Origin of the sequence: Arthrobacter sp. PvP023 (assembly GCF_017832975.1) — a bacterium.
GTDB lineage: Bacteria > Actinomycetota > Actinomycetes > Actinomycetales > Micrococcaceae > Arthrobacter.
The window spans coordinates 458,338-481,665 of record NZ_JAFIBI010000001.1 but is presented as its reverse complement, the minus strand read 5'-3'; the positions used below and the strand labels follow the sequence as shown (position 1 = coordinate 481,665).

General features: G+C 66.0%; 24 protein-coding genes. 11 read left to right on the top strand and 13 right to left on the bottom strand.

What is annotated here, in order from left to right; all coding sequences use genetic code 11:
- Positions 1-56 precede the first annotated feature (56 nt).
- The 3 genes from JOE31_RS02290 to JOE31_RS02280 all read left to right on the top strand — a co-directional run bounded on the left by JOE31_RS02290 (position 57) and on the right by JOE31_RS02280 (position 2,764).
- Positions 57-524, top strand: a complete 468-nt coding sequence (locus tag JOE31_RS02290) for an Lrp/AsnC family transcriptional regulator (RefSeq protein ID WP_307864356.1) — start codon at positions 57-59, stop codon at positions 522-524.
- Between the two features lie 87 nt (positions 525-611).
- On the top strand, positions 612-2,111 hold the full coding sequence (locus JOE31_RS02285) for a WXG100 family type VII secretion target (RefSeq protein ID WP_209741948.1): 1,500 nt from the start codon (positions 612-614) through the stop codon (positions 2,109-2,111).
- A 140-nt stretch (positions 2,112-2,251) separates the two neighbouring features.
- A complete protein-coding gene (locus tag JOE31_RS02280; protein ID WP_307864355.1) occupies positions 2,252-2,764 on the top strand; it encodes a hypothetical protein in 513 nt (170 codons plus the stop codon).
- A gap of 15 nt (positions 2,765-2,779) precedes the next feature.
- Here the strand turns inward: JOE31_RS02280 and JOE31_RS02275 are convergent, their stop codons facing one another.
- Positions 2,780-3,235: an Lrp/AsnC family transcriptional regulator gene (locus tag JOE31_RS02275; protein ID WP_209741946.1), complete on the bottom strand. Its 456-nt coding sequence runs from the start codon at positions 3,233-3,235 to the stop codon at positions 2,780-2,782.
- Positions 3,236-3,340: 105 nt separating this feature from the next.
- Here JOE31_RS02275 and JOE31_RS02270 point away from each other — a divergent pair, with 105 nt between their 5' ends.
- The gene (locus JOE31_RS02270) at positions 3,341-4,036 is read left to right on the top strand and encodes a LysE family translocator (protein ID WP_209741945.1); all 696 of its coding nucleotides are present in this window, start codon (positions 3,341-3,343) and stop codon (positions 4,034-4,036) included.
- A gap of 17 nt (positions 4,037-4,053) precedes the next feature.
- Here the strand turns inward: JOE31_RS02270 and JOE31_RS02265 are convergent, their stop codons facing one another.
- The 6 genes from JOE31_RS02265 to JOE31_RS02240 form a co-directional block, all read right to left on the bottom strand.
- Complete coding sequence (locus JOE31_RS02265) at positions 4,054-4,413, bottom strand: nuclear transport factor 2 family protein (RefSeq protein ID WP_209741944.1); 360 nt, start codon at positions 4,411-4,413, stop codon at positions 4,054-4,056.
- Positions 4,414-4,509: 96 nt separating this feature from the next.
- Positions 4,510-5,475, bottom strand: a complete 966-nt coding sequence (locus JOE31_RS02260; protein WP_209741943.1) for a hypothetical protein — start codon at positions 5,473-5,475, stop codon at positions 4,510-4,512.
- A 41-nt stretch (positions 5,476-5,516) separates the two neighbouring features.
- Positions 5,517-6,017, bottom strand: a complete 501-nt coding sequence (locus tag JOE31_RS02255) for a DUF456 domain-containing protein (RefSeq protein WP_209741942.1) — start codon at positions 6,015-6,017, stop codon at positions 5,517-5,519.
- A gap of 126 nt (positions 6,018-6,143) precedes the next feature.
- The gene (locus JOE31_RS02250; RefSeq protein ID WP_209741941.1) at positions 6,144-7,358 is read right to left on the bottom strand and encodes an NADP-dependent malic enzyme; all 1,215 of its coding nucleotides are present in this window, start codon (positions 7,356-7,358) and stop codon (positions 6,144-6,146) included.
- A 305-nt stretch (positions 7,359-7,663) separates the two neighbouring features.
- On the bottom strand, positions 7,664-8,239 hold the full coding sequence (locus JOE31_RS02245; protein ID WP_209741940.1) for a TetR/AcrR family transcriptional regulator: 576 nt from the start codon (positions 8,237-8,239) through the stop codon (positions 7,664-7,666).
- 148 nt (positions 8,240-8,387) lie between these two features.
- Positions 8,388-9,704: an MFS transporter gene (locus tag JOE31_RS02240; protein ID WP_209741939.1), complete on the bottom strand. Its 1,317-nt coding sequence runs from the start codon at positions 9,702-9,704 to the stop codon at positions 8,388-8,390.
- A gap of 109 nt (positions 9,705-9,813) precedes the next feature.
- On the opposite strand from JOE31_RS02240, the gene rraA reads away from it, so the two are divergent.
- From rraA to JOE31_RS02225, 3 genes are all read left to right on the top strand, one after another.
- On the top strand, positions 9,814-10,344 hold the full coding sequence (rraA, locus tag JOE31_RS02235) for a ribonuclease E activity regulator RraA (RefSeq protein WP_209741938.1): 531 nt from the start codon (positions 9,814-9,816) through the stop codon (positions 10,342-10,344).
- Between the two features lie 110 nt (positions 10,345-10,454).
- A complete protein-coding gene (locus JOE31_RS02230) occupies positions 10,455-12,107 on the top strand; it encodes an MDR family MFS transporter (RefSeq protein ID WP_209741937.1) in 1,653 nt (550 codons plus the stop codon).
- Positions 12,108-12,303: 196 nt separating this feature from the next.
- Positions 12,304-13,743, top strand: a complete 1,440-nt coding sequence (locus JOE31_RS02225; protein ID WP_209741936.1) for a sugar porter family MFS transporter — start codon at positions 12,304-12,306, stop codon at positions 13,741-13,743.
- Positions 13,744-13,887: 144 nt separating this feature from the next.
- Here the strand turns inward: JOE31_RS02225 and JOE31_RS02220 are convergent, their stop codons facing one another.
- From JOE31_RS02220 to JOE31_RS02195, 6 genes are all read right to left on the bottom strand, one after another.
- Positions 13,888-15,114 (bottom strand): MFS transporter, encoded by a 1,227-nt coding sequence (locus tag JOE31_RS02220; protein WP_209741935.1) that lies wholly within the window; start codon positions 15,112-15,114, stop codon positions 13,888-13,890.
- Between the two features lie 25 nt (positions 15,115-15,139).
- Entirely contained in the window at positions 15,140-15,589 is a 450-nt protein-coding gene (locus JOE31_RS02215; RefSeq protein ID WP_209741934.1) for a MarR family winged helix-turn-helix transcriptional regulator, read from the bottom strand.
- Between the two features lie 138 nt (positions 15,590-15,727).
- The gene (locus JOE31_RS02210; RefSeq protein ID WP_307864354.1) at positions 15,728-16,267 is read right to left on the bottom strand and encodes a GNAT family N-acetyltransferase; all 540 of its coding nucleotides are present in this window, start codon (positions 16,265-16,267) and stop codon (positions 15,728-15,730) included.
- Between the two features lie 131 nt (positions 16,268-16,398).
- Entirely contained in the window at positions 16,399-17,553 is a 1,155-nt protein-coding gene (locus JOE31_RS02205) for a mannitol-1-phosphate 5-dehydrogenase (RefSeq protein WP_209741933.1), read from the bottom strand.
- Complete coding sequence (locus tag JOE31_RS02200) at positions 17,553-19,517, bottom strand: PTS mannitol transporter subunit IICBA (RefSeq protein WP_209741932.1); 1,965 nt, start codon at positions 19,515-19,517, stop codon at positions 17,553-17,555. The genes JOE31_RS02205 and JOE31_RS02200 overlap by 1 nt, the downstream gene beginning before the upstream one ends.
- 58 nt (positions 19,518-19,575) lie before the next feature.
- Entirely contained in the window at positions 19,576-20,304 is a 729-nt protein-coding gene (locus JOE31_RS02195; protein WP_011693828.1) for a TetR/AcrR family transcriptional regulator, read from the bottom strand.
- A 161-nt stretch (positions 20,305-20,465) separates the two neighbouring features.
- On the opposite strand from JOE31_RS02195, the gene ptsP reads away from it, so the two are divergent.
- The 4 genes from ptsP to JOE31_RS02175 all read left to right on the top strand — a co-directional run bounded on the left by ptsP (position 20,466) and on the right by JOE31_RS02175 (position 23,252).
- A complete protein-coding gene (ptsP, locus tag JOE31_RS02190) occupies positions 20,466-22,151 on the top strand; it encodes a phosphoenolpyruvate--protein phosphotransferase (protein ID WP_209741931.1) in 1,686 nt (561 codons plus the stop codon).
- Between the two features lie 33 nt (positions 22,152-22,184).
- Positions 22,185-22,463: an HPr family phosphocarrier protein gene (locus tag JOE31_RS02185; RefSeq protein ID WP_209741930.1), complete on the top strand. Its 279-nt coding sequence runs from the start codon at positions 22,185-22,187 to the stop codon at positions 22,461-22,463.
- A 61-nt stretch (positions 22,464-22,524) separates the two neighbouring features.
- Positions 22,525-22,923 (top strand): helix-turn-helix domain-containing protein, encoded by a 399-nt coding sequence (locus JOE31_RS02180; protein WP_209741929.1) that lies wholly within the window; start codon positions 22,525-22,527, stop codon positions 22,921-22,923.
- A 98-nt stretch (positions 22,924-23,021) separates the two neighbouring features.
- Positions 23,022-23,252, top strand: a complete 231-nt coding sequence (locus tag JOE31_RS02175) for a hypothetical protein (protein ID WP_011693832.1) — start codon at positions 23,022-23,024, stop codon at positions 23,250-23,252.
- Positions 23,253-23,328 lie beyond the last annotated feature (76 nt).

Sequence of the window (23,328 nt, the reverse complement as noted above, 5' to 3'; positions counted from 1 at the left end):
GAGCTGGTGCTTCTTTGATCAATCTGATCAACCACCAAGGCGCGAGCAGGCAGGAAGTGGTCAGATTGCAGGAACTCGATCCAACGGACCGGCGGATCCTTGCCGCACTGGACGACGACCCCCGCGTGCCCATCATGGTGCTGGCACAGAAGCTGGGCCTGGCGCGCGGAACTGTACAGTCGCGCCTGGAACGGATGACGGCGTCGGGCGCCCTCCGCCCCAACAGCAGCCGTGTGCTGCCTTCCGCGCTCGGCCGGGGCGTCGCCGCAGCGGTGAGCGCCGAACTTGACCAGAGCCATCTGAACGAGGCCATCGCCGCGCTGCGCAAGATCCCCGAAGTCCTGGAATGCCACGCGCCGGCCGGCGACACCGATCTCCTCATCCGGGTGGTCGCCAAAAGCCCGGATGACCTCTACCGGGTGTCCGAGGAAATCCGCCTCTGCCCCGGCATCGTTCGCACCTCCACCAGCATGTTCCTGCGCGAGGTCATCCCGTACCGAACCACCGGACTGTTGGACGCCTGAAAGCCGGAACCGCCACGGGGAGTCCTCCCCATCGCCGCGTCCCGCCAGAGCCGCTAGGCTTGCCGTGGACTTCAACCAGGGGGAAAAGTGGCGGGGAACTTCTACGGTGCGGACGTCGCACAGCTACGCCAGCTCGCGAAGGATCTGGCGAAAGGTGCAAGCCGGCTGGAGCAGCTGGGGCAACAGTTGGGCGGCTCCATCGCCTCCAGCCCCTGGAAAGGCAACGACGGCGAGCGTTTCCGCAGCGACTGGAACGGCTCACACGCGAAGACACTCAGGGCTGCGGCGGCGGGCATCCACAGCGCATCCAAAGCGCTGCTGCAGAACGCCGAGCAGCAGGACCGGGCCAGCACCGGTTCAGCAGGCGGCGGCGCGGGCGGCTCGGGCGGCCCCGGCACCGGTGGCAATTCTCCGACGGACGGCGCCGCCCAGGAACTGACGGACCGGCTCAACGGCATGACGCCGGAGGAACGCTATGACTACCTGGACAGTGACGAGTTTAGGAACTGGGCGCTTGCTAACCCCGACGCAGCGAAGGCCGCCCTCGACGCGGCTGCCGACTCCGGGCTGATTAGCAAGAACTCGCCGGAGTATTCGGCCTTCCTCACGGACTATTGGAACCAGCAGGCCATGCGGGACATGGGCATCGACCCCGCCGACTGGGATACTTCCAAGGGCACGGAGTACAACTGGGAGACCATCAAGAAGGTCTACGATTTCTACGGCCAGGCGTATCTGTCCAACCCAGACCTCCAGTGGGCGGGCATGGCCAACATGATCGGCCCGTCATTTGCCGGCGGATTCAAGGACATGGCCATGATGCGGGACCTCGCCCAGCAGATCGTGGACAACCCGGCCTCGGACATTCCGCTTCCCATGCTGGATCAGATCGAGCAGCTTGCAGGCATGACCGACCAGGAGATCAAGTTCTACGAAACCAGCATGCTGGACATGAACAAGGAGATCTTCCTTGACCAGGCCCGGCAGCACCAGGCTTATATGACTGGCGGACTGGACGAAATCAAGCGGCTCCGAGACTCCGGTGTGATCGATCACCCGACAGCACGCGCCTGGTCACAGATCGACTCCGGCGAACCCGCCCAGGTGCAGGAAGGCAACACCGCACTCCTGTACCGCGAGCAAAACGAAATCATCGCCGACGACTACGACGCCATGCGCAGCCACGCTGGCGGGGAGGCAGTGACGTACATGGTCACTCTGGCCGGCGAACCGTCCATCCCGGGCGCGAAAAGCTACCCCGAGGTGTTCCCCTACAAGTTCAGCGTGGAAAGCCCCGGCCCGGAGAACGTGCCCTTCACCAATTGGGACAATCCCGCCCAGTTCCGCACGGACTTCACCACGGGCTTTCCGGACGGTAATATCGCCAACGCCGACCAGCGCTGGGCCCTCATCGAGCAGGACACCCTGCCGGCCTACCAGAACCTCCTGGCCACCGACCCCGCGCGTGCCCAGCAGATCATCGGCTCCGACTTCAACGACCGCGTGGACCAGTACCGCCCCACCAACAATATTCCGGGCATCATGGACCGCTTCGCCTCCGGCTTCGACGCGGAGGTGCACCAGTGACGCCCGCGAAGTCGACGTTATATAGGCGCCTTAGCCGGCAGGCCGCCGCTCTTGTTGCCCTTGCCTGCTGCCTCGCCCTCACCGGCTGCCAGATCAGCAACCCGAACGCTACCGAACCGACGCCCCAAGGGAGCAGCACCATGAGCACCTCCGAGTATTCCACCCTCGACGCCGCCGGTGTGGAACAGATAAGGGCCACCAAGACCGCGCGGCTGGACATGAGTTCGGGCTCCCTGAAGAAGGCGGACGTCCGGGTTTCCGAGGAGAGCTACGGCCCGGAAATCAACACCCGCGACTCAGGAAAGATCGCGCTGACGATCGCCGCACCCAGCGGCGAGATCACTGGCGAAACGGACCGGATCCGCTTCAACACCACGAACAAGCGCCCCGACTTCAGCGAAGTCACCTATTTCCTCACGGCCGATTCAGCGGATCAGTATTTCAGCCTGATCCGCGACGGCGTCCAGCGCTATGGAATCGACAGCGCCTCAGCCGAACGGTGGATTGCCTCCGCGGAAGCGGACCGCGCAAAGAAAAGCGACTTCTCCATCACCCCGGGCACGTCCACCGGGCTGGAGGTCAACTACGACCTCCGGTACGACGGCTCCAAGGACACCCAAGTGATCATCGTCCATGTCAGCCCGGCAGCCTGACTGGAGGGCTCACGCCTAAACCGGCGGGCCGGCGTTCGACTTCAGGCTCTTCATCACCAGCGTTGACGTCAGCCGCTCCACGCCGGGCAACGAGGTGAGCTCGGCGTCGTAGAAGCGCTGGTAGGCGGGCAGATCCTCCGCGATCACCTTCAGGAGGTAGTCCGGCGAGCCGAACAGCCGCTGCGCTTCCACGATGTTGGGATTGTCCGCCACCCGGTTCTCGAAGATCTCCATGGTGGGCCTGTCCACCTGCCGCAGCGTCACGAAAACGATCGCCTCAAACCCGAGCCCGACGGCGGCCGGGTCGATGTCCGCACGGTAGCCCCGGATCACCCCCGTCGACTCCAGGTCGCGCAGCCGCCGGTGGCACGGCGCCACCGTCAATCCCACCTTTGAGGCCAGTGCGGTGGCCGTCATCCGGCCGTCCTCTTTGAGGTGGCGCAAGATATTTCTGTCAATGTGGTCAATCACGCAATTATCTTACCGCTATGGCGCATTTCCTGAGTAAATCAGGGAACACTTCTGCCGACGATTTGCCTAGAGTTTCTCTTATCAGCACGTCGTAGGAGGCCGCCCGTGAATTCCCAGTTGTTCCTTGCATTCCTGGTGGTGGCCGGCGCCTTGGCCTGCACGCCCGGCGTGGACTGGGCCTACTCCATCGCGGCCGGCCTGAAAGAGCGCAGTTTCGTCCCCGCAGTGGCCGGGCTCTGCGGCGGCTATGTCCTGCACACGGTGCTGATGGTGGCCGGACTGGCCGCCTTGCTCGCCGGCCTTCCGGGCGTCCTCGGCTGGCTGACCGTGGCCGGAGCCGCATATCTGCTGTGGCTGGGCTTCGGCACCATCCGGTCATGGCGCGGCGCCACCTTCGGCGCCGGAGTCGCGTCCCCGGAAAGTTCGATGGCGGGAGGCCCGGCGGTCAGCGCCGCCGCGCCGGCGGAGTCCAACCAGTTCCGCACCTTCCTCCAGGGCGTGGGCACCAGCGGGATCAATCCCAAGGGGCTGCTGTTCTTCGTGGCGCTGGTTCCCCAGTTCGTCAGCCCGGAGGCGTCCCTGCCCGTTCCGGTGCAGTCCGCGCTGCTGGGCCTGACGTTCGTCCTGCTGGTGGCTGTCGTGTACACCTGCGTGGCGCTGCTGTCCCGGAAACTGCTGCACTCGCGGCCCGGGGCCGCCCGGCGGGTGACCCTTGCCAGCGGGATCATCATGGTGGCGCTGGGGACGGTGCTGCTGTCAGAGCAGCTGATTCCCCTGGCAGCCGGGATCGCCTGGCAGTAGCACCCGCCAACGCCGGGCTAGACCTTGCGCTCCATGAACCATTCGGTGAAGGCCGCGGCGCGCCCGTCCGGTCCGAGCCGGACCACCCAGAGGTTCTCATAGCTGGGACGGTCCCCCAGATACGTGGTGCGCCCCTGGACAAAATGCAGGTCACCGTCCGAGCCCAGTGGCGACCACTCGAAGGTCCATTCGTCGGGCTCGTCCGCCGCGGTCAGCCAGCGTTCCACGATCTGCTCGTGCCCGCGCCACGCATCCGGGTCGTTGGGCCGCGTGGCGTACACGGCGTCCTCGGTAAAGAGCGCCCGGATGTCATCAGGCTTATTGGTGGTCCACGCCGTGATGTACTTTTCCATCCACTGCACGATTGCATCGTTCATTGGTCCGTTGTACCGCGACCCGGCACCGCCCACAAGGGCCCGGCTGCCAACGCCCCGCCCCCCGCTGCCCGGAGGATCAATACCGGCCCTGCGGGATCATTCCCGGTCCAGCTGTTTCCATTCCTGTTCCCAGAGCCTGCGCTCCTCAACGTCCTTTCGGATGACCTCAAAGGTTTCCAGTTCGGCGGGTTTTCCACGCAGCCAGTCCCGGGGATTGAGCGATTTCCGGCCGTTGTCCAGCAGCAGCAGAGCGCGGTCCGTGAGGGCATCGTTGCGCAGCGCAAGATGGGTCTTGCGGCGCCGCAGAACTTCCTTCAGGGCGGATTGGGCCGAAGCGTGGGCCCCGAGCCGCCGCAACGAACGGGCGCGGAGCAGCAGCAGCGCAGCTGCGAGGTCATCGGAATTGAGCAGCCCTTCAGTCCAGACCACCACTTCCTTGTCCCGTCCCAGGGAGTGCGCCAGCGAACAGCGGGCCAGGGCGGCCGGCAGCGAGGGCGGCAGCGAGGACACGGTGTGCAGCGCCGCCTCAAGGTGGCCCGTTTCCCGCAGCGAGTGCGAAAGTGCCAGGAATACGGCTTCCTCGCTGAACAGCACCGGAACGTCAATGCGTTCGGCAACTTCAACCCGGGTGACCACGCGCGTCAGGTAGCCGGACGCGAACTGGTTGGCGTCGTCGTCGTTCCTGGTGGTGAGGCCCCGCTGCAGGAGCTCGGAGGCGCGCAGGTATCCGCCCTGCTTGTAGGCAAGCAGCCCGGCCATGACGTAGCACAGCCCGGCCCAGCCGGGATGGGCACGGCCGGCGGCGATCAGCCGGTTGGGGTCGGTGTTGTGGAAGACCGCGTCATAGACGGTCTTGGCAGCCTTCCCCGGTAGCCGCTTGAGCCTGGGGACGGGGCCGTCCACGCTGAGGAGGGCACCGTTCCGGCCGCCCAGGGCGCTGTGCAGGATCCCGCCCACGCCGTCGGCAAGGTCCCGCACAGGGGTGCGGACCTGCGCGTCGCCGAACGGAGTGAGGTCGCGGCTGTCGCGGTAGATCGGTCCTGAGGTCTGTCCGGCGCTCATGCTTCCATGCTAGTGGTGCACGCTTGGCAGCCGCTGGGAGGCTAACTGACCGCGGCCACCCAGACACCGATGATCCAGGTGCTCGCGGCGAGGCAGGCCAGGCCGAACTCCACCAGCATGCCAACGCCTGTTGCTTTCAATGCTGCCCAGCTGGTGGTCATGGCGGTCCGGAAATCACGGGTGCGGTGTGATTCGCTGAGCAGCAGTCCGGCAGCGAAGCCCACGAAAAGGCCCACCACCGGGATCAGGAACATGCCCACCACGCCGAGGACCAGCCCCACCGCCACGCTGCGGCTGGGGATGCGGTGCTCCCTGAGCTTGCGTCCCGTGAGCACGGCGCTGGCAGCCATTCCGGCCAGCACGAAGGCCAGCCCCACCCCGAAGACCACCCAACCGGCGGTTCCAGCGCCGCCCCAGATGGCCCAGGCCAGCAGGCTGAGTCCAATGAGGATGCTGCCCGGCAGCACGGGGATAACGGTGCCGGCCACCCCCACGACGATGGCAAGGCCGCAGAGGACAGTCACGAGGATCTCGGGGTTCATGCCCCCAGTCTAGGGTTGCCTGCGGGCGGGCAGCGGACGGCGGCTGCCTTGAAAAACGACGACGGCGGCGCCTCCCCAGCACGGGAGGCACCGCCGTCGAACTTCCTGGCGGAGGATACTCCGCAGTTACTCCGCCTCGACCGCGGCGGCCACGGCGGCGGAAACGGCCGGCGCGACGCGCGGATCCAGCGGGCTGGGCACGATGTAATCGGCGGACAGTTCGGGTTCGGCCAGTTCGGCGATGGCGCGGGCGGCGGCAAGCTTCATGGCGGGCGTGATCCGGCGGGCGCCGGCATCCAGCGCCCCGCGGAAGATTCCCGGGAAGGCCAGCACGTTGTTGATCTGGTTGGGGAAGTCGCTGCGTCCCGTGGCCACAACGGCGGCGTAGCGCGAGGCGACCTCCGGCAGGACTTCGGGATCCGGGTTGGAGAGGGCGAACACGATGGAGCTGTGGTTCATGAGCTTCAGGTGCTCCTCGTCCAGCTTCGAGGAGGAGACGCCGATGAACACGTCGGCTCCGAGCAGCGCCTCGCCGGGACCGCCGGTGATGCCGCGCGGGTTGCTGCGCTGCGCCATCTGGGCCTTCTTGCTGGCGGGATCGGCCGCGATGTCCGCGCGGTCCTTGTTGATGACGCCGCGTGAATCGAGCAGGACGACGTCCTGGATGCCGGCGGTGAGCAGGATCTCCGCGACGGCGATGCCCGCCGCGCCCGCACCGGAAACCACCACGCGGAGTCCTTCGAGTTCGCGGCCGGTCACCTTCGCGGCACCGGTCAGTGCTGCGAGGGCAACGACGGCGGTGCCGTGCTGGTCATCGTGCATGACGGGGCAGTCCAGGGCTTCGATGAGCTTTTCCTCAAGCTCGAAGCAGCGCGGAGCGGAGATGTCCTCCAGGTTCACGGCGCCAAAGCTGGGGCGCAGGCGGACCAGGGTCTCAACGATCTCGTCCACGTCGGTGGTGTTCAGAACCAGCGGGATGGAGTCTAGGTCGCCAAAGGCCTTGAAGAGCGCGGACTTGCCTTCCATGACGGGAAGGGACGCGCTGGGGCCGATGTTGCCGAGGCCCAGCACGGCGGTGCCGTCGCTGACCACAACCACCAGGCGCTGGGCCCAGGTGAGGGTCTTGGCGAGTTCCGGGTCGGCGTGGATGGCGCGGCTGACCTGGGCGACACCCGGAGTGTAGGCAATGGAAAGATCGCGCTTGCTGGACAGGGGGACCGTGCTGGAGATGGACAGCTTGCCGCCCTGGTGGGCTTCGAAGATCTCCTGGTCGGTCAGCACGGTTGCCTCCTCGGAGGAAGCGGCGGAGCTGTCGGCGGGAGTGATGGTTTCAGTGGACACGTCGTTGTCTCCTGGGGCTAGCCGTGGGCACACGGCACATGAAGGCTCAAGCACATAGGAGGCTCAAGATGGGCTGGCTGGAAATTCTGCGGCCCAAGGGATGGTGGGGCCGCGGTGAAGCTCCTGCAAGGTACGGGCTGCTAGCCGCTCCGGTTCTGCAATGGTAGACAGATGCGTGGTGGCCGAATGGACACTGGTCCGACCACCCGGCATGATAAAACGTTTTTTCATTGTTTTACGTGAGCTACGTCACTCTAATCCGGCGTCACTAACGCCTTGGTGGTCTAGACCGGTTACGTCTTTCGTTAGCAGCGGGTGAGGAGCGAACACGCTTTCTTCAGGTCTTCTTCGGCCTCGAACAGTGACAGCCTGCGGCAGCGGACTGCCTGCACCAGGCCCGAAACGGTCAGCAGCAGAACGCGGGATTTGGCGGCGTCGCCGGTTGCCACCGTGACCGCCTGCTCGGCGATGACGTCGATCTCCCGCAGGAGCACCGTGGTGTCCTTGTCCTTTGCGTAGACGCACTGGCTCAGGCATTGCTCCACGGCCGGCTGCATCAGCCGCATGTGGAAGATCTCCATCATGACGCCTGCAACGGAATGGCCGCGGCCTCCGCCGGATTCCGGCCAACTTCCCACCTGCAGCTCTCCCAGTTGCTTCCGGTAGAGGCCCAGCATCAGGTGGGTGGGGGAAGGAAAGTACCGGTACAGCGTTCCCAGCGGGACGTTGGCCTTCGCGGACACCTCGGACAGGCTCACGGAATCCAGCCCTTTCCGGGCGAATCCTGCAGCGGCATCCAGGATCCGGGCGTAGCGGATCTGTTGCCTGGGCAGGGTCGGCGGCGAAGCCATGGGGGGAAGATCTGGATTGAGTTCAAGCATCAGCAGCGTTCCGGGAGTGGGTTTCGTACAGCGGTCAGGCGATCCCCATCACAGCACTGCCGCAGCAATTCGAGTCCACTATACGGCACCGGTCATGGCGCCAATTAGTCAAAACGGTGGGCTCCGCGGCCGTCGTGGTGCGCCTGTTTTAGTCCACGCCTTTGATCTTCACCACGAACACCGCGCCCAGCAGCCCGATCACGGCGGCGGCAACGTACAGCGAAACGTAGCCGCCCCACAGCGTGACGAACGGGAACGCAATGAGGGGTGCCAGGACCTGCGGCAGCGAATTGGCAATGTTAATGACGCCGAGGTCCTTGCCGCGGTCCAGGGCGCTGGGCAGAACCTGGGTGATGAGCGCGAAGTCCACTGCCAGGTAGGCGCCGAAGCCGATGCCCAGGACCGAGGCGCCCGCAATGGCGCCTGCCCAGTTGGGAGCGAACGCGAGGATCAGCGATGCGACGGCGATGATCACGGACGAGGCGATGACCAGCGGCTTCCGCTTGCCCATGCGGTCGCTGAGCGGGCCGCCGATCACGCTGGTGACGATCACCATCACCGCGTACAGGCCGGTGAGGATCAGCACCCCGAAGGCCGGCTCGATCCCCTGTGTCTCCTTCAGGTGCACCGCATCCGTCAGGAAGAACAGCAGGTACAGGGTGACCATGTGGTTGCCGATGTTCACCAGCAGCCGGGTCAGCCAGGCCCAGGCGAAGTCCGGATAGAGGAGGGGTGAGATCCAGAAGCCCCTGGCGAAGCCGGCCAGGCTGAATGGCGGGCGCGCCTCCGCTGGCAGCGGCACGTCGTCGCTCTTGAAGAAATACAGTGCCACGCCGGCAATCAGCGCTGCCGCGCAGACCAGGTACCCCACCCCGAAGTTCCCGCTGACGACGGCGGCGATCACCGCGCCGATCAGGATTCCCAGCGTCTGACCCATCGCGGCGAGCCCGCCCACCGCACCCCGCTGCGGCACCGGCACGCGGTCCGGGATGGCGGCGGTAATGGCGGCGTAGGCGCCGTTGCAGCCTGCCTGCACGAGGCACCAGAGGATGGTCATGACAGCCACATTCGGGGCGCCGGCCAGGGCAATGAGTGCGGCTGCGCCGAGAACGGCCCCGAACACAACCCACGGCACCCGGCGGCCCAGCCGTGATGTGGTGCGGTCGCTGAAGGCGCCGAAGAGCGGGTTGGCCACCAGGGACACAGCGGCTCCGGCGCCCGTGACGAGCGCCAGGATGGCTTCCTTGTCGCCTTCACTGAAGTGCGCGGCCTGCTGGCCAAGCAGAACCTGGATGGGGCCGAAGAAAGCCGCATTGATCCCAACATTCACCAGCACCACGCCGGTGGTCCAGAGCGGGCGGACGCGCCGCTCCGGTTCGGCGAGCGCCGGTGTCGAACCTCCCGCTTGCGGCGAAGCCACAGCGGAAGGGTCCGGGACGTGCCCCGGCAGATCTGACAGGCTCATGGCGGCTCCCCCAGGAACTGATGATTGGTGTCCGATCAGACTATCGTGAGCATCACGGCCCGCACGCGGGTTGTGATGCCCCCCGATAAGCTGAGCCCAAGGAGGACCAATGACCGCTTCCGCAGCCACCCCGGAAACCCCCGACAACGAAGGCATCCCCGAGAGCCGCAGAATCAACACTGCCGACCTTTACGACGAACGGGGCGAGGAACTCGACTCCATCGCGCTGCAGTTCCAGTCGCTGGGCGGCCTCTCGCACTTCAGCGGGCCGGTCCGCACCATCCGGTGCCTGGAGGACAACGCCCTGGTCAAGTCCACGCTCGGAACCCCGGGCGACGGCGCCGTGCTGGTGGTGGACGGCGCCGGTTCCCTGCGGACGGCGCTCATGGGGGACATGATCGCCGCGAGCGCGGTCGCAAACGGCTGGGCCGGCGTCGTCATCAACGGCGCCATCCGGGACCGCGAGGTCCTGGCCGACCTGCCGCTCGGCGTCAAGGCGCTCGGCAGCAATCCCCGCAAGAGCGCCAAAACCGGCGCAGGCGAAACGGACGTGGAACTGGAGATCGACGGCGTCACGGTGCGCCCGGGCGCCATGATCTGGTGCGATCCGGACGGCATCCTGGTGGAACGCCAAGGTTAATTCTTCATTTCGCAGGGGCTTTGCAGGATCAGGGGAACAAATCGCAAAGTAAGATAGTTACTGAAAGCAACTATCAAGCTTGATCCCCTTTTCTTTGTAATGGAGCAGTCATGTCCAAAACCGCCGCAGGGCCCGTAGCCGGGGACGTCCTGACGAAGCGTCAGACCATCACAGTGATGGTGGGTCTCATGCTCGGCATGTTCCTCTCCTCACTCGACCAGACCATCGTGTCGACGTCGATCTACACCATCGCCAATGACCTCGACGGGCTCTCCCTCCAGGCGTGGGCCACCACGGCGTACCTCATCACGTCCACCGTGAGCACTCCGCTGTACGGCAAGCTCAGCGACATCTTCGGGCGCCGCCCGCTCTACCTGGCCGCCATCGTGATCTTCCTGGCGGGCTCCCTGTATGCAGGCTCGGTGCACTCGATGACCGAGCTGGCCATTGCCCGCGGCATCCAGGGCATGGGCGCCGGCGGCCTGCTGGCCCTCGCACTGACCATCATCGGCGACATTGTGGCCCTCAAGGACCGGGCCAAGTTCCAGGGCTACTTCATGTCCGTCTTCGGCATCTCCTCGGTCCTCGGCCCGGTGGTGGGCGGCGCCTTCGCCGGGTCCGCGAACATCCTGGGCTTTGACGGCTGGCGCTGGGTGTTCTTCATCAACCTGCCCATCGGCCTGGCCGCGCTGGCGGTCGTGTTCCTCTACCTGCACCTGCCCGCCAAGCACGTCAAGCAGAAGATCGACTATTGGGGCGCCGCAGCAATTACGCTGGCCATCGTTCCGCTGCTCCTGGTGGCCGAACAGGGCCGCAGCTGGGGCTGGACCTCTGCGGCGTCCCTCCTCTGCATCGGTTTGGGCATCGTGGGCATCATCGCGTTCCTGCTGGCCGAGAAGCGCGCCGGCGATTACGCCCTGATTCCGCTCCGGCTCTTCCGGAACCTCACGTTCGGCCTGTCCTCATTGCTGAACTTCATCATCGGCATCGGCATGTTCGGCGCCATCGCGATGCTCCCGATGTACCTCCAGCTGGTCAAGGGCCTCACTCCTACCGAGGCCGGCCTGATGATGATCACCTTCACCGTGGGCATCCTCACCGGTTCCATCACCGCCGGACGGACCATCTCGGCGTCGGGCACCTACCGGATCTTCCCCATCATAGGCACGGCCGTGCTCACCGCGGCCGCCACCGTGATGGGCTTCTCGCTGGGCGTGGACACCGGGCTCTGGGTGCCGGGCGTCATCGCGGCGTTCTTCGGCCTGGGCCTGGGCTTCTGCATGCAGCCGCTCACGCTGGCCATGCAGGTTTCCGTTCCGCCGAAGGACATGGGCGTGGGCACCTCCTCCGCGGCGTTCTTCCGGTCCATGGGCGGTGCAGTGGGCACGGCGGTCTTCATTTCCATGCTGTTCAGCCTGGCCGCGGACCGCATCGCCACGGGCATGAAGGACGCCATGCAGAACGCCGATTACCTGAAGGTCCTGAAGGACCCTGCTGTGGCCGCCGATCCCGCCAACGCCAAGCTGTACGAGTTCTTCCAGAACGGCGCCACCAACGATTCCCTCAATGACACCAGCTGGCTGCACACGGCCAACCCTGTCCTCACCCGCCCCATCACCGAGGGCTTCGCGCAGTCGATCGACGCCGTGATGCTCACTGCCGCCGTGCTGACCGGGGTTGCTTTCCTGATCAGTTTCGCGCTGCCGAAGAAGAAGCTGACGGACCCGAAGACGGCTTCAAAGGAAGCGGTGGCCGCCCACTAAGCCGCCCGGCCGGGCGTACGCCACGGGAGGCAGCCTTTTGGGCTGCCTCCCGTTTCGTTTCCGCCCCTAAGTGGAACCTCACAGCGTGAAGTGGCACACTGTTTAGCGCGTGTGCGCCGGCCAGCAGGGCCGGTTCCGTGGTCAACGATGTCCGCACAGCTAAAAACCCAACGCATCAAAAGCCCAAGGGAGATCCATGTCCACATCCAGCACCGAAGGCCGCCCTGGCGTTCCCCGCAAGGTGATCGGCCTCGCAATCGCGGGAGCGGTGGGCGGGTTCCTCTTCGGCTTTGATTCCTCCGTTGTCAACGGCGCCGTGGACGCCATCAAGGACGAATTTGCCCTGAGCGAGGCCGTCACCGGCTTCGCCGTGGCCGTCGCCCTCCTGGGTTGCGCCGCCGGCGCCTTCCTGGCGGGCAAGGTGGCCGACAAGTACGGCCGCATCCCCGCCATGAAGCTCGGCGCCGTCCTGTTCCTGGTGAGCGCCGCCGGCACCGGCTTCGCGTTCGGCGTCTGGGACCTGATCTTCTGGCGCCTGGTGGGCGGGCTCGGCATCGGCCTGGCCTCCGTCATTGCCCCGGCGTACATCTCGGAGATCTCGCCGCGGCACGTGCGCGGCCGGCTCGCGTCGCTGCAGCAGCTTGCCATCACCACGGGTATCTTCGCCGCCCTCCTCTCCGACGCGCTGTTCGCCAACTCGGCAGGCGGCGCGGACCAGCCGCTCTGGCTCGGCCTTGAGGCCTGGCGGTGGATGTTCCTCGCAGGTGCCGTGCCCGCCGTCGTCTACGGCTGGATCGCCTACACCCTGCCCGAATCCCCGCGCTTCCTGGTCTTCAAGGGCAAGGAGGACGAGGCACGCAAAGTGTTCCAGACCATCGCCCCGGCAGAGGACACCGACCGCCACATCCGCGAAATCCAGACCGCCATCGAGGAAGACAAGCTCGCCGGCCAGAAGGGCTCGCTCCGCGGGAAGGTCTTCGGCCTGCAGGCCGTGGTGTGGATCGGTATCACGCTGTCCGTGCTGCAGCAGTTCGTGGGCATCAACGTGATCTTCTACTACTCCACCACCCTGTGGAAGGCCGTGGGCTTCCAGGAGAAGGACTCGCTCACCATTTCGGTGGCCACGTCCGTCACCAACATCCTGGTCACGCTCGTGGCCATCGCCCTGGTGGACCGCATCGGCCGGCGCCCCATCCTGCTGGCAGGTTCCGTGGGCATGGCCGTTTCGCTGGGGGCCATGGCCCTGGCCTTCGCCTCGGCCACGGGATCCGGCGAGCAGATTTCGCTCCCCGGCGCCTGGGGCCCGGTTGCGCTCGTGGCCGCGAACGTCTTCGTGGTCAGCTTCGGCGCCTCGTGGGGCCCGCTGGTGTGGGTGCTGCTGGGCGAGATCTTCCCGTCCCGGATCCGCGCCCGCGCCCTGGGCCTCGCCGCGGCCGCCCAGTGGATCGCCAACTTCGCCATCACCCTGAGCTTCCCCGTGATGGCGGCAGGTTCGCTGCCGCTGACGTACGCCATGTACGCACTGTTCGCGGCGGCGTCGTTCTTCTTTGTGATGTTCAAGGTGCCGGAGACCAACGGGATGTCCCTGGAACAGGCGGAGACGCTGTTCGTGCCAAAGGGCACCGTCAAGGTCTAGCCGCCCGGCTCCTCACCGGTTCCGCTCAAGCGTGAGCGCGAGAGCGCGAGACCGCGACCGCGCGAGCGGACAGATAGGGCCCATGTTCACCACGAACATGGGCCCTATCTGTCGTCCAGGCAGCCTGCCGGTTTGTCGCTCCGGTTACACCACGTGGGGTTCGTGGGCCGCCAGGTAGCGGCGTCCGCCGAAGGCAATCGCGATGGCAACCACCATGGCCAGGGCGCCGGCGAAGAACGGAACCTGCGGGCCGAAGTGCTCACCCAGCTGGGCGGCCGCGAACGGTGCCAGGGCGCCGCCCATCCAGCGCACGAAGTTGTAGCCGGCTGACGCCACCGGCCGCGGCGAGTCGGAGACGCCCATGGCCAGTTCCGTGTACACCGTGTTGTTGATGCCCAGCAGCGCACCTGAAACCACCACCAGTACGACGACGGCGGGAACCGAGTGCCCGGCGGCCAGCCCCAGCCCGGCCAGGTCCAGCATCAGGACCGCCAGGGTCCCGGTGAGCACCTTGGTGGCGCCGAAACGGTTCTGCAGCGCGGGCGCCACAAAGACCGAGAAGACCGCGACCGCCACGCCCCAGCCGAAAAACACGCCGCCGATGCCGTAAGCGTCCATGCCGAGGATGAACGGCGTGAAAGCCAGGATGGTGAAGAAACCGTAGTTGTAGAACAGGCCGCTGGCCGCCGTCGTCCGCAGCCCCTTGTGGCCCAAGGCGAGCAGCGGGTCGCGGAGCCTGACCTTCCGCTCCGGCAGCGGGGTGGTGGGGAGCAGCGCGATGAGGGCGATAAAGGCCGCTGCCATGAGCACAGCGGTGCCGAAGAACGGTGCCCGCCACTGCCAGCCGCCCAGCAGGGCACCCAGGAGCGGGCCGAGGGAGATGCCCAGGCCCAGTGCCGCCTCATAAAGGATGATCGCCGTTCCGGCGCCTCCGCTGGCAACGCCCACAATGACGGCAAGGGCGGTGGCTACAAAGAGCGCGTTGCCCAGGCCCCACCCGGCGCGGAAGCCGATCAGTTCACCCACGCTGCCCGACATTCCGGACAGCGAGGCGAAGACCACGATCACCGCCAGTCCGATCAGCAGGGTCTTCTTGCCGCCGATGCGGGACGACACAAAGCCGGTGACCAGCATGGCCACCGCCGTGACCAGGAAATAGCTCGTGAACAGCAGCGACACCTGGCTTGGGGTGGCGTCCAGGTTCTTGGCAATCGCCGGGAGGATCGGATCCACCAGGCCGATGCCCATGAACGCGAACACCGCGGCGAGGGCCGTGGCCCACACCGCCTTGGGCTGCTTGAGCAAGGAAGCCTTCTCGGCTTCCAGGGTTTCTTCTACTGCTGGCCGCGTGGCGGCGAGCTGGCCTTCCATGAAGGGCACTCCTAAGTCGTGGCTATTAGTTGTGAAGTGTTCCGTTGATCTTTTCGATCACCGGGAGCGCGGCGGCGAGGGCCTGCCGGTCATCATCGGTGAGGGTTTCGAGGATTCCGGCCATGACGGCATTGCGCCGCTCATTGGCGGAGTCGACGGCGGCACGGCCTTCCGCGGTCAGCACAACCCGCACAGCGCGCGAATCGTCCGGATCGGGGTCGCGGCGCACGAGGCCGGCCTTCTCGAGCTTGATGATCTGCTCGGTGGCGCTGGGCACCCGGACGCCCAGGTTCCTGGCTATTTCGCCGACCCGGACGCCGTCGCCAAGCAGCATCTTGAGCGTGCTGAGCTGCGCGGCGCTGAGCTCGCCCTCCGCGTCGAGGCGGCGGACCAGGTAGACGCTGTGGCGGAGCGCTTCCCGGAAATCCTGGGCGAGGGTCTGCAGCGCGACCGGCGCGGACTGAACGTTGTTCATAGTTAGGTATCCTAACAGTTAGGGTACCTAAAAATCAACCAACGCTCTCTCAGTTGTGGCCGGAAAAACCCGAACGCTCTCTCACTTTTGGCGCGAAAAGCCTCAACGCTCTCTCACTCCGGGCTGCCTCACGGGGCGTCAAAGCGTGAGTTTCATGCCTTCATGGCTGGCTTCGAAGCCGAGACGTTCGTAGAAGCGGTGGGCATCTCTGCGCGATTTGTGGGTGGTGAGCTGCATCAGCGAGCACCCCCGACGGCGGGACTCCTCCGCTGCCCACGTGACCATGGCGGCTCCGATCCCCAGTCCACGCAACTGTGCCGACACCCTGACGGCTTCGATCTGGCTGCGCCAGGACCCCCGCCGCGAGAGGCCCGGGATGAAGCTCAGCTGGAACGTGGCCACAACCGGGCCGGCCGGCTTCCCCTGCTCGAGGAGCTCGCCGACGACCAGAAGGTGGCAGGGATCGGCGTCGATCGCCTCGAAGGCACGCTCATACGGATCCATGTCCGAGGTGTCCTCGCGGGTTGCACCCAGCCGGTCGTCAGCCAGCAGCTCCAGGATCTGCGGGAGGTCCGCCCGCGTCGCGCGGCGGAGGCGGAAGATGCCGCGGTCGACGTCGAGGGTCAGGAGGGCGGGCTGCTTGGGCAGGGGGGGCAGGTCGTAGCGCTCGGAGGTCACACAGCCAGCCTGCCACAGACGCTCTCTCACTTCCTGCGCCAAAAATACAGACGCTCTCTCACCCGGCGAGGCAGGGTGAGAGAGCGTCTGCGAAAAAGCGGCAGGAAGTGAGAGAGCGTCCGCTGGGAGCCCTAGGCCTTAACCTCCGCCTTGACCTCTTCCACCAGCGCCTCGACGGCCGCAAAGAGCGGATGTCCGGGCGTCAGGCCGGTCACCTTCTCCGTGGCCTCCGCAGCCGTGGACGACGCCACGATCTGCGCCAGCTCGGCTGCCTCGGCGTCGGCGGGATCGTTGAAGCGCAGGGCAGCGGCAATGGCTCCCAGCAGCGCCTCCGGCACGATTCCGCGTTCGGCCAGTTCCGCGGCCGGGCCGATGAACCGCTCGTGCCGGCTGAGCTTGCGAAGCGGCGCCCTGCCCACCCGGTTCACGGTATCCGGGAGGTACGGGTTGGTGAAGCGGCCCAGGATCTTCTCGACGTAGGCTTCCTGCTCCTCACGGTTGAACCCGTGCTTGTGGATCAGCAGCTCCTTGGTCTCGTCCAGGACAGCGCGCACATCCGCAGCGACATCCTGGTCAGCCATGGCCTCGGAGATCTTGCCAAGCCCTGCCTCGAACCCGAAGTATGCAGCCGAGGCGTGCCCGGTGTTCACGGTGAACAGCTTCCGTTCGATGTAGGGCTCCAGGTTGTCCACAAACGTGGCGCCCGGGATGACCGGCACATTCTCCCCGAAGGGCGTGCGGTCGATGACCCACTCGTAGAACGTCTCCACCGTGACATCCAGGCCCTTGCCCGGCTCCTGGTTGGGCACGATCCGATCCACGGCCGTGTTGGCGAACACCGCCGCGGCCTCGAGCGGTCCGGTAGCGGGGTCCCACTGCGCCGCCACTTCGTCCCGCAGGATGTCCGTGGCGTTGATGGCGTTCTCGCACGCCATCACCTGCAGCGGGGCCAGCCCGGCAGCCCTGGCCGCGATGCCCTTGGCAATCACCGGGGCCACGAACTTCAGGATGTGCGGCCCCACCGCCGTGGTGACGACGTCCGCCGTCGCGATCTCTGCAACAACGTCCGCTTCCTGGGTCGCGGAGTTAAGCGCCCGGAAGTTGTCCACGGTACGGACCGTGGGGTTGTCCCCCACCTCGTGGACGTCATAGCTGTCCGCGGCGGCGAGCTGCGAGATCAGGTCCTCCGCGACGTCGGCAAACACGAGTTCGTAGCCTGCCTGGTGCAGCAGCAGTCCCACAAAGCCGCGGCCGATGTTCCCGGCTCCAAAATGGACAGCCTTCACTATGCGTTGACCTTTCCGAACAGTTCCAGCACTTCGTCAACCGTGGTGGCCGCCTCGAGCTGGGCCACCTGCGCCTTGTTGGTGAACACCTTGGCGATGGAGGACAGGATCTGCAGGTGCTCGTTGTTGATGCCGGCCACGCCCACGACGAACTTGACCTCCTTGCCGTTCCAGTCGATGCCGTTCGGGTAACGGATCACGGACACGGCAGACTTCATGATGTGGTCCTTGGCGGCATTGGTGCCGTGCGGAATGGCCAGGAAGCTGCCCATGTACGTGGACACGGATTCCTCGCGTTCGTGCATGGCATCGATGTAGCCGCTGTCCACGGCGCCGCGGTCCAGAAGCAGCCGGCCCGCTTCGTCGATTGCGGCGTCCCGGGTGGTTGCCGTGCCGTTGAGGACCACGCTGTCAGCCACCAGGATGTCCGACGGCGTTGCGGCTTCGGCAGCTGCCGGGACGGCAGTCGCAACTGGCGCCGCGGCCGCAGCTGCGCCAGCCGTTCCCTCAGTGTTGCTGCTCTTGACCAGCTCCACGATCTCGTCGTAACGCGGGCTGTTCATGAAGTTGTCCACGGACACGTGCACGGCACTGCCCGTGGCGGGCTTGGCCCGCTCGGTGAGGTCCTGGTGCGTGATCACAACATCGTAGGTGTCGCTCAGGTTGGCGATGGCGGAGTTGGTGACCTTGACGTCCGGGAAGCCGGCCGCCTTGATCTTGTTCCGCAGCACCGAGGCGCCCATGGCGCTGGAGCCCATGCCGGCGTCGCAGGCAAAAACGATGTTCTTGATGGGGCCCGCCATAACGGCCGTGGTTGCTCCCGCACCGGTCAGGGTGGAGGAGACGGAGCTCTTCTTGCCCTTCATGGCTTCCATCCGGGAGGTGGCGGCGCTCAGGCTATCCTCCTCGGTTTCACCGACGGGGGTCTTGCTGGCCTTCAGGATCACGGAAGCGATGAGGAAGGACACCGTGGCAGCGAGCAGCACGGACAGTGCCACCCCGAAGTAGCTGTCGCTGGCGGTTGCGGCGAAGACGGCGATGATGCTGCCCGGGGCGGCCGGGGAGCGCAGGCCGGCGCCGGTGAGCACCAGGGTGAAGATGCCGGTCATGCCGCCGCCGATTGCGGCCAGGATGATGATGGGCTTCATCAGCACGAACGGGAAGTAGATTTCGTGGATGCCGCCGACGAACTGGATCAGGGCGGCGCCGGGGGCTGAGGCCTTGGCCAGGCCCTTGCCGAAAATCATGTAGGCGAGCAGGATGCCCACGCCGGGGCCGGGGTTGGCTTCGAGCAGGAACAGGATGGACTTGCCGTTGGCGAGCGCCTGCTCCGTCCCCAGCGGCGTCAGGATGCCGTGGTTGACGGCGTTGTTCAGGAACAGCACCTTGGCCGGCTCGATGAAGATGCTGGTGAACGGCAGCAGTCCGTTGTTGACCAGGAATTCGACGACGGCGCTGGCGCCGTTACTGAAGGCCTTCACCACCGGGCCGATCACCAGCATGCCGAAGATGGCCAGGGCCGCGGCAACAATGCCGGCAGAGAAGTTGTCGATCAGCATCTCGAAGCCCGGCTTGACCCGGCCCTCCCAGACCTTGTCCAGCTTCTTCATGATCCACGCCGTCAGCGGCCCCATGATCATGGCACCGATGAACATGGGGATGTCCGTACCGACGATCACACCCATGGTTGCGGCCGCGCCCACAACGCCGCCGCGGACGCCGTGGACAATCCGGCCACCGGTGAAGCCGATCAGGAGGGGCAGGAGGTAGGTGATCATTGGCCCGACAAGCTTGGCCAGTTCCTCATTGGGAGTGAAGCCGGCCGGAATGAAGAAGGCCGTGATGATGCCCCAGGCGATGAAGGCCCCCATGTTGGGCATAATCATTCCGGACAGGAACGTCCCGAACCTCTGGACGTGAACCCGCATGCTTGTGGGGGGTTTTGCAACTGTCTCTGTTGCCATGTGATTTCCTAACCGTGATTCCTGCTGCACCGCAGGATGGTCCGATATTTTCCGACGACTAACTGGTGGAACTGGTGGAGATCCGGTGGAGCCATTCGAGAAAGAGCTTGAGTTCCGAGCTGGAGAGCTGGTCCGAGTGCGATGCCTGGAGCGCGGCGTTCAAGGCGATCGCTGCGACTACTACCGACGATTTACCGGACGTGTCGGGACCGGCGCCGTTGGCCTGCTCCGCGGACACCGCGAAAATCATGGCGTCACGGGTCATGGTGGATAGTTCAAGGTTGCGTTCCGCGGCAGGTTCCGCAATCAGCATCAGCGTCACGCCCACGTTCGCCGCCAGTATGCTTCTGGCCGCCTCACGCGGCTGCACGTTCAGCTGCCCTGCCACTGCTGCTTTGTTCAGCATTTCCTCCATGAGCGCCTCGGCATCGGCGACGATGGCCGGACGGCTCTCAGGACGAATGTTGCCAAACATGACCAGGTACAGTTCCGGCTGGTTCAGCCCGAACTGCACATGGTTGTCCCACATCCGCCGGATGTCTTCCAGCGGATGTCCGGACGGCGCGAAGTCGCGTTCGCCGGCCACGTACTCTTCGAAACCCGCCGCGACGACGGCGTCAAACAGCCCTTCCTTGTCACCGAAGTGGTGATAGAGGGTGGGAGCGGAGACCCCTGCCAGCTGGGTGATCTGGCGGGTGGAAACTGCCGCGCCCCCGGAGTTGGCCAGCAGTTCGGCGGCTGCACGCAGCAACCGAACTTTGGGCGGAAGCTGGCCATCGAAACTCATAACCGCTACCCTAGCACCTATAGCAACGCTATATGAAGTGCATCACATACAATTTTTTCAGGCACCGCAAAAGCCGTCGGACGTAGCCGTCGAGACGGTCCGGGCAATCGCCCGGGCAACGAATGGCGGGGCCTGCTTACGGCAGAGAACGAGGACCTTCAGTGCAGAACTTCCAAGGAGTAGGCGTCAGCCCCGGCCGGATCATCGGCACCATCCGCCAAATGCCCAAGCCCATCAGTGAGCCGCCGGCAGGCGAACAGTTGCCCGCCGGCGTCACGGCCGAGGACGCGACAGCCGCCCTCAAGGCGGCCTCCCAAGCCGTGCACGACGAACTGAAGGCCCGCGCCGCGCACGCCACGGGTGACGGCAAGGCCGTCCTGGAAGCCACGGCATTGATGGCCAAGGACACCATGCTGATCAAGGGTGCCGCCAAGCTCGTTGCCCGCGGCGCCTCGAGTGAGCGCGCCATCTGGGAGTCCGGCTCCTCCGTCTCGGAAATGCTCCACAACCTGGGCGGCTACATGGCTGAACGCGCCACCGACGTCCTGGACGTGCGCGCACGGATCGTCGCCGAGCTGCGCGGCGTGCCCGCACCCGGCATCCCCGCCTCCGCCACCCCGTTCGTCCTGGTGGCCGAGGACCTGGCACCCGCCGACACCGCCACCCTGGACCCGAACAAGGTCCTGGCGCTCGTCACGGCAGGCGGCGGACCCCAGTCCCACACCGCCATCATCGCCCGCTCCCTCGGCCTTCCCGCCGTCGTCGCCGCCGTCGGCGTGGACGAACTCCCGGACGGCATGGAGGTCTATGTGGACGGCGCGGCCGGCACCATCACGGCCGAGCCCGACGAATCGCTGCGTACCGCGGCGGAAGCATGGGCAGCCACGGCTTCCCTGCTGGCCGAGTTCAGCGGAACGGGCGCGACGGCGGACGGCCACCTTGTGCCCCTCCTCGCCAACGTCGGCGGCGGCAAGGATGCCGAGGCGGCCGCGAAACTCGGTGCCCAGGGCGTCGGACTGTTCCGCACCGAGTTCTGCTTCCTGGAACGGGACACCGAACCCACCGTGGAAGAACAGGCTGCGGCCTACAAAAGCGTCTTTGATGCCTTTCCGGGCAAGAAGGTGGTGCTGCGGACACTCGACGCCGGCGCCGACAAGCCGCTCCCGTTCCTGACCGACTCCACGGAGCCCAACCCCGCCCTCGGCGTCCGCGGCTACCGCACGGACTTCACCACGCCCGGCGTCCTGGACCGCCAGCTGGAGGCAATCGCCCTGGCCGAGAAGCAGTCCGAAGCGGACGTGTGGGTCATGGCCCCGATGATCTCCACGGCGGAAGAGGCCGCCCGCTTTGCCTCCATGTGTGCAGACGCCGGCATCAAGACCCCGGGTGTCATGGTGGAGGTCCCTTCTGCCGCGCTGACGGCTGAGGCAATCCTGCGCGAAGTGGGGTTCGCCAGCCTGGGCACCAACGACCTCACCCAGTACGCCATGGCGGCCGACCGGCAGCTCGGCCCGCTGGCCGGGCTGAACACTCCGTGGCAGCCCGCCGTCCTGCGCCTCGTCGGCCTCACTGTTGAGGGCTCGCGCGCGGAGGGCCACAACAAACCCGTGGGCGTCTGTGGCGAGGCTGCTGCGGACCCGGCCCTCGCCGTCGTGCTTACCGGATTGGGCGTTTCCACACTGTCCATGACCGCGCGGTCCCTCGCGGCAGTAGCCGCAGTGCTCAAGACCGTCACGCTGGCCGAGGCGCAGCAGCTGGCCAAGCTGGCGCTCTCCGCACCGAGCGCCACTGAAGCCCGGTCCTGGGTGCGCGAAAAGCTGCCCGTGCTCGCTGAACTCGGCCTCTAACAGCCGCCCACCGACAATCCATCAGGAGAAGCAATGCCCGAACGTACCGCAACCATCGCCAGCCGCTCCGGCCTCCACGCCCGCCCTGCCGCGCTGTTCGCCGAAGCGGCCGGCAATGCCGGCGTTGACGTCACCATTTCCATGCAGGGCGAGCCTGCGGAGGAAGCCCTCGATGCCGCCAGCATCCTTTCGCTGATGACGCTGGGTGCCGCCAAGGGAGACGTCGTGGTGCTGCGGGCCGACGGCGACGGCGCCGACCAGGCACTGGATGCGCTGGTCACCCTCCTGGAGACGGACCTCGACGCCGTATAGCGGCGTCGGTACTGGTTCATCGATACCGGCCGGGTCGCGCAGGGGGCGCTAGGATTTCCGCATGGCACTGATTGCTCCCCGCGTGACGGCCGGGCTTCCCGGCGATGAAGCCCTGAATCTGAAGCATGCCCTCGACGGCAGCCATGACATCACGGTGTTTGTGGACGGCACGGTCCACCGGTTGCCGCCGCAGGCGCGCGACGCCGTGGTGGATCTCCTGAGCCGCTTCAGCCGTGGCGAAGCGGTGACGGTCAGCAGCGTTGAGGAAATGCTGACGACTTCCCAGGCTGCGGACCTCGCCGGCATCTCCCACACGTACCTTCGCAATATGACGGACCGCGGCGAAATTCCGGTGGAGTACCGCGGCACGCACCGGCGGATCCGGCTGACGGCCATCATGGAATGGCTGGAGAGGCAGAAGAAGACCAAGGCGGCCGGCGGCGGCGATGAGCCGCTTTGATGTAGCGCCGGATGCAATTTGTGAAGCAGTGATAAGGATCAAGCAACGATCCCCGCTTACCGCCGGAACGCCGCAAAGGCCGGGGTTACCCTTTATTTGTGGGTAAATTCAGAGGGTGGCACATTGTGGCGGGGTTCGCCGCCATGCTGCTGACTGCCGCCCTCGGAACGGCCATGGGCCTGAACAACACCGCCGCTTTTATGGCCAGCTGCGTGGCCTTTGTTGCCGTCTCCAAAGGCCTGGAAAGCCACCTCGCCCGCCGCCGGCGCGAAGCTGCCGTCCGCCTCCTCGAACAAAGCCAGTCGCGGACGTCGGTCGAGGACCGCTGACGCATCTGGCACGTGGATGGCCATTGACACGGGGCGGGATCGCTCACCAGACTTGTTAGCGGTAACAATTTTGCCG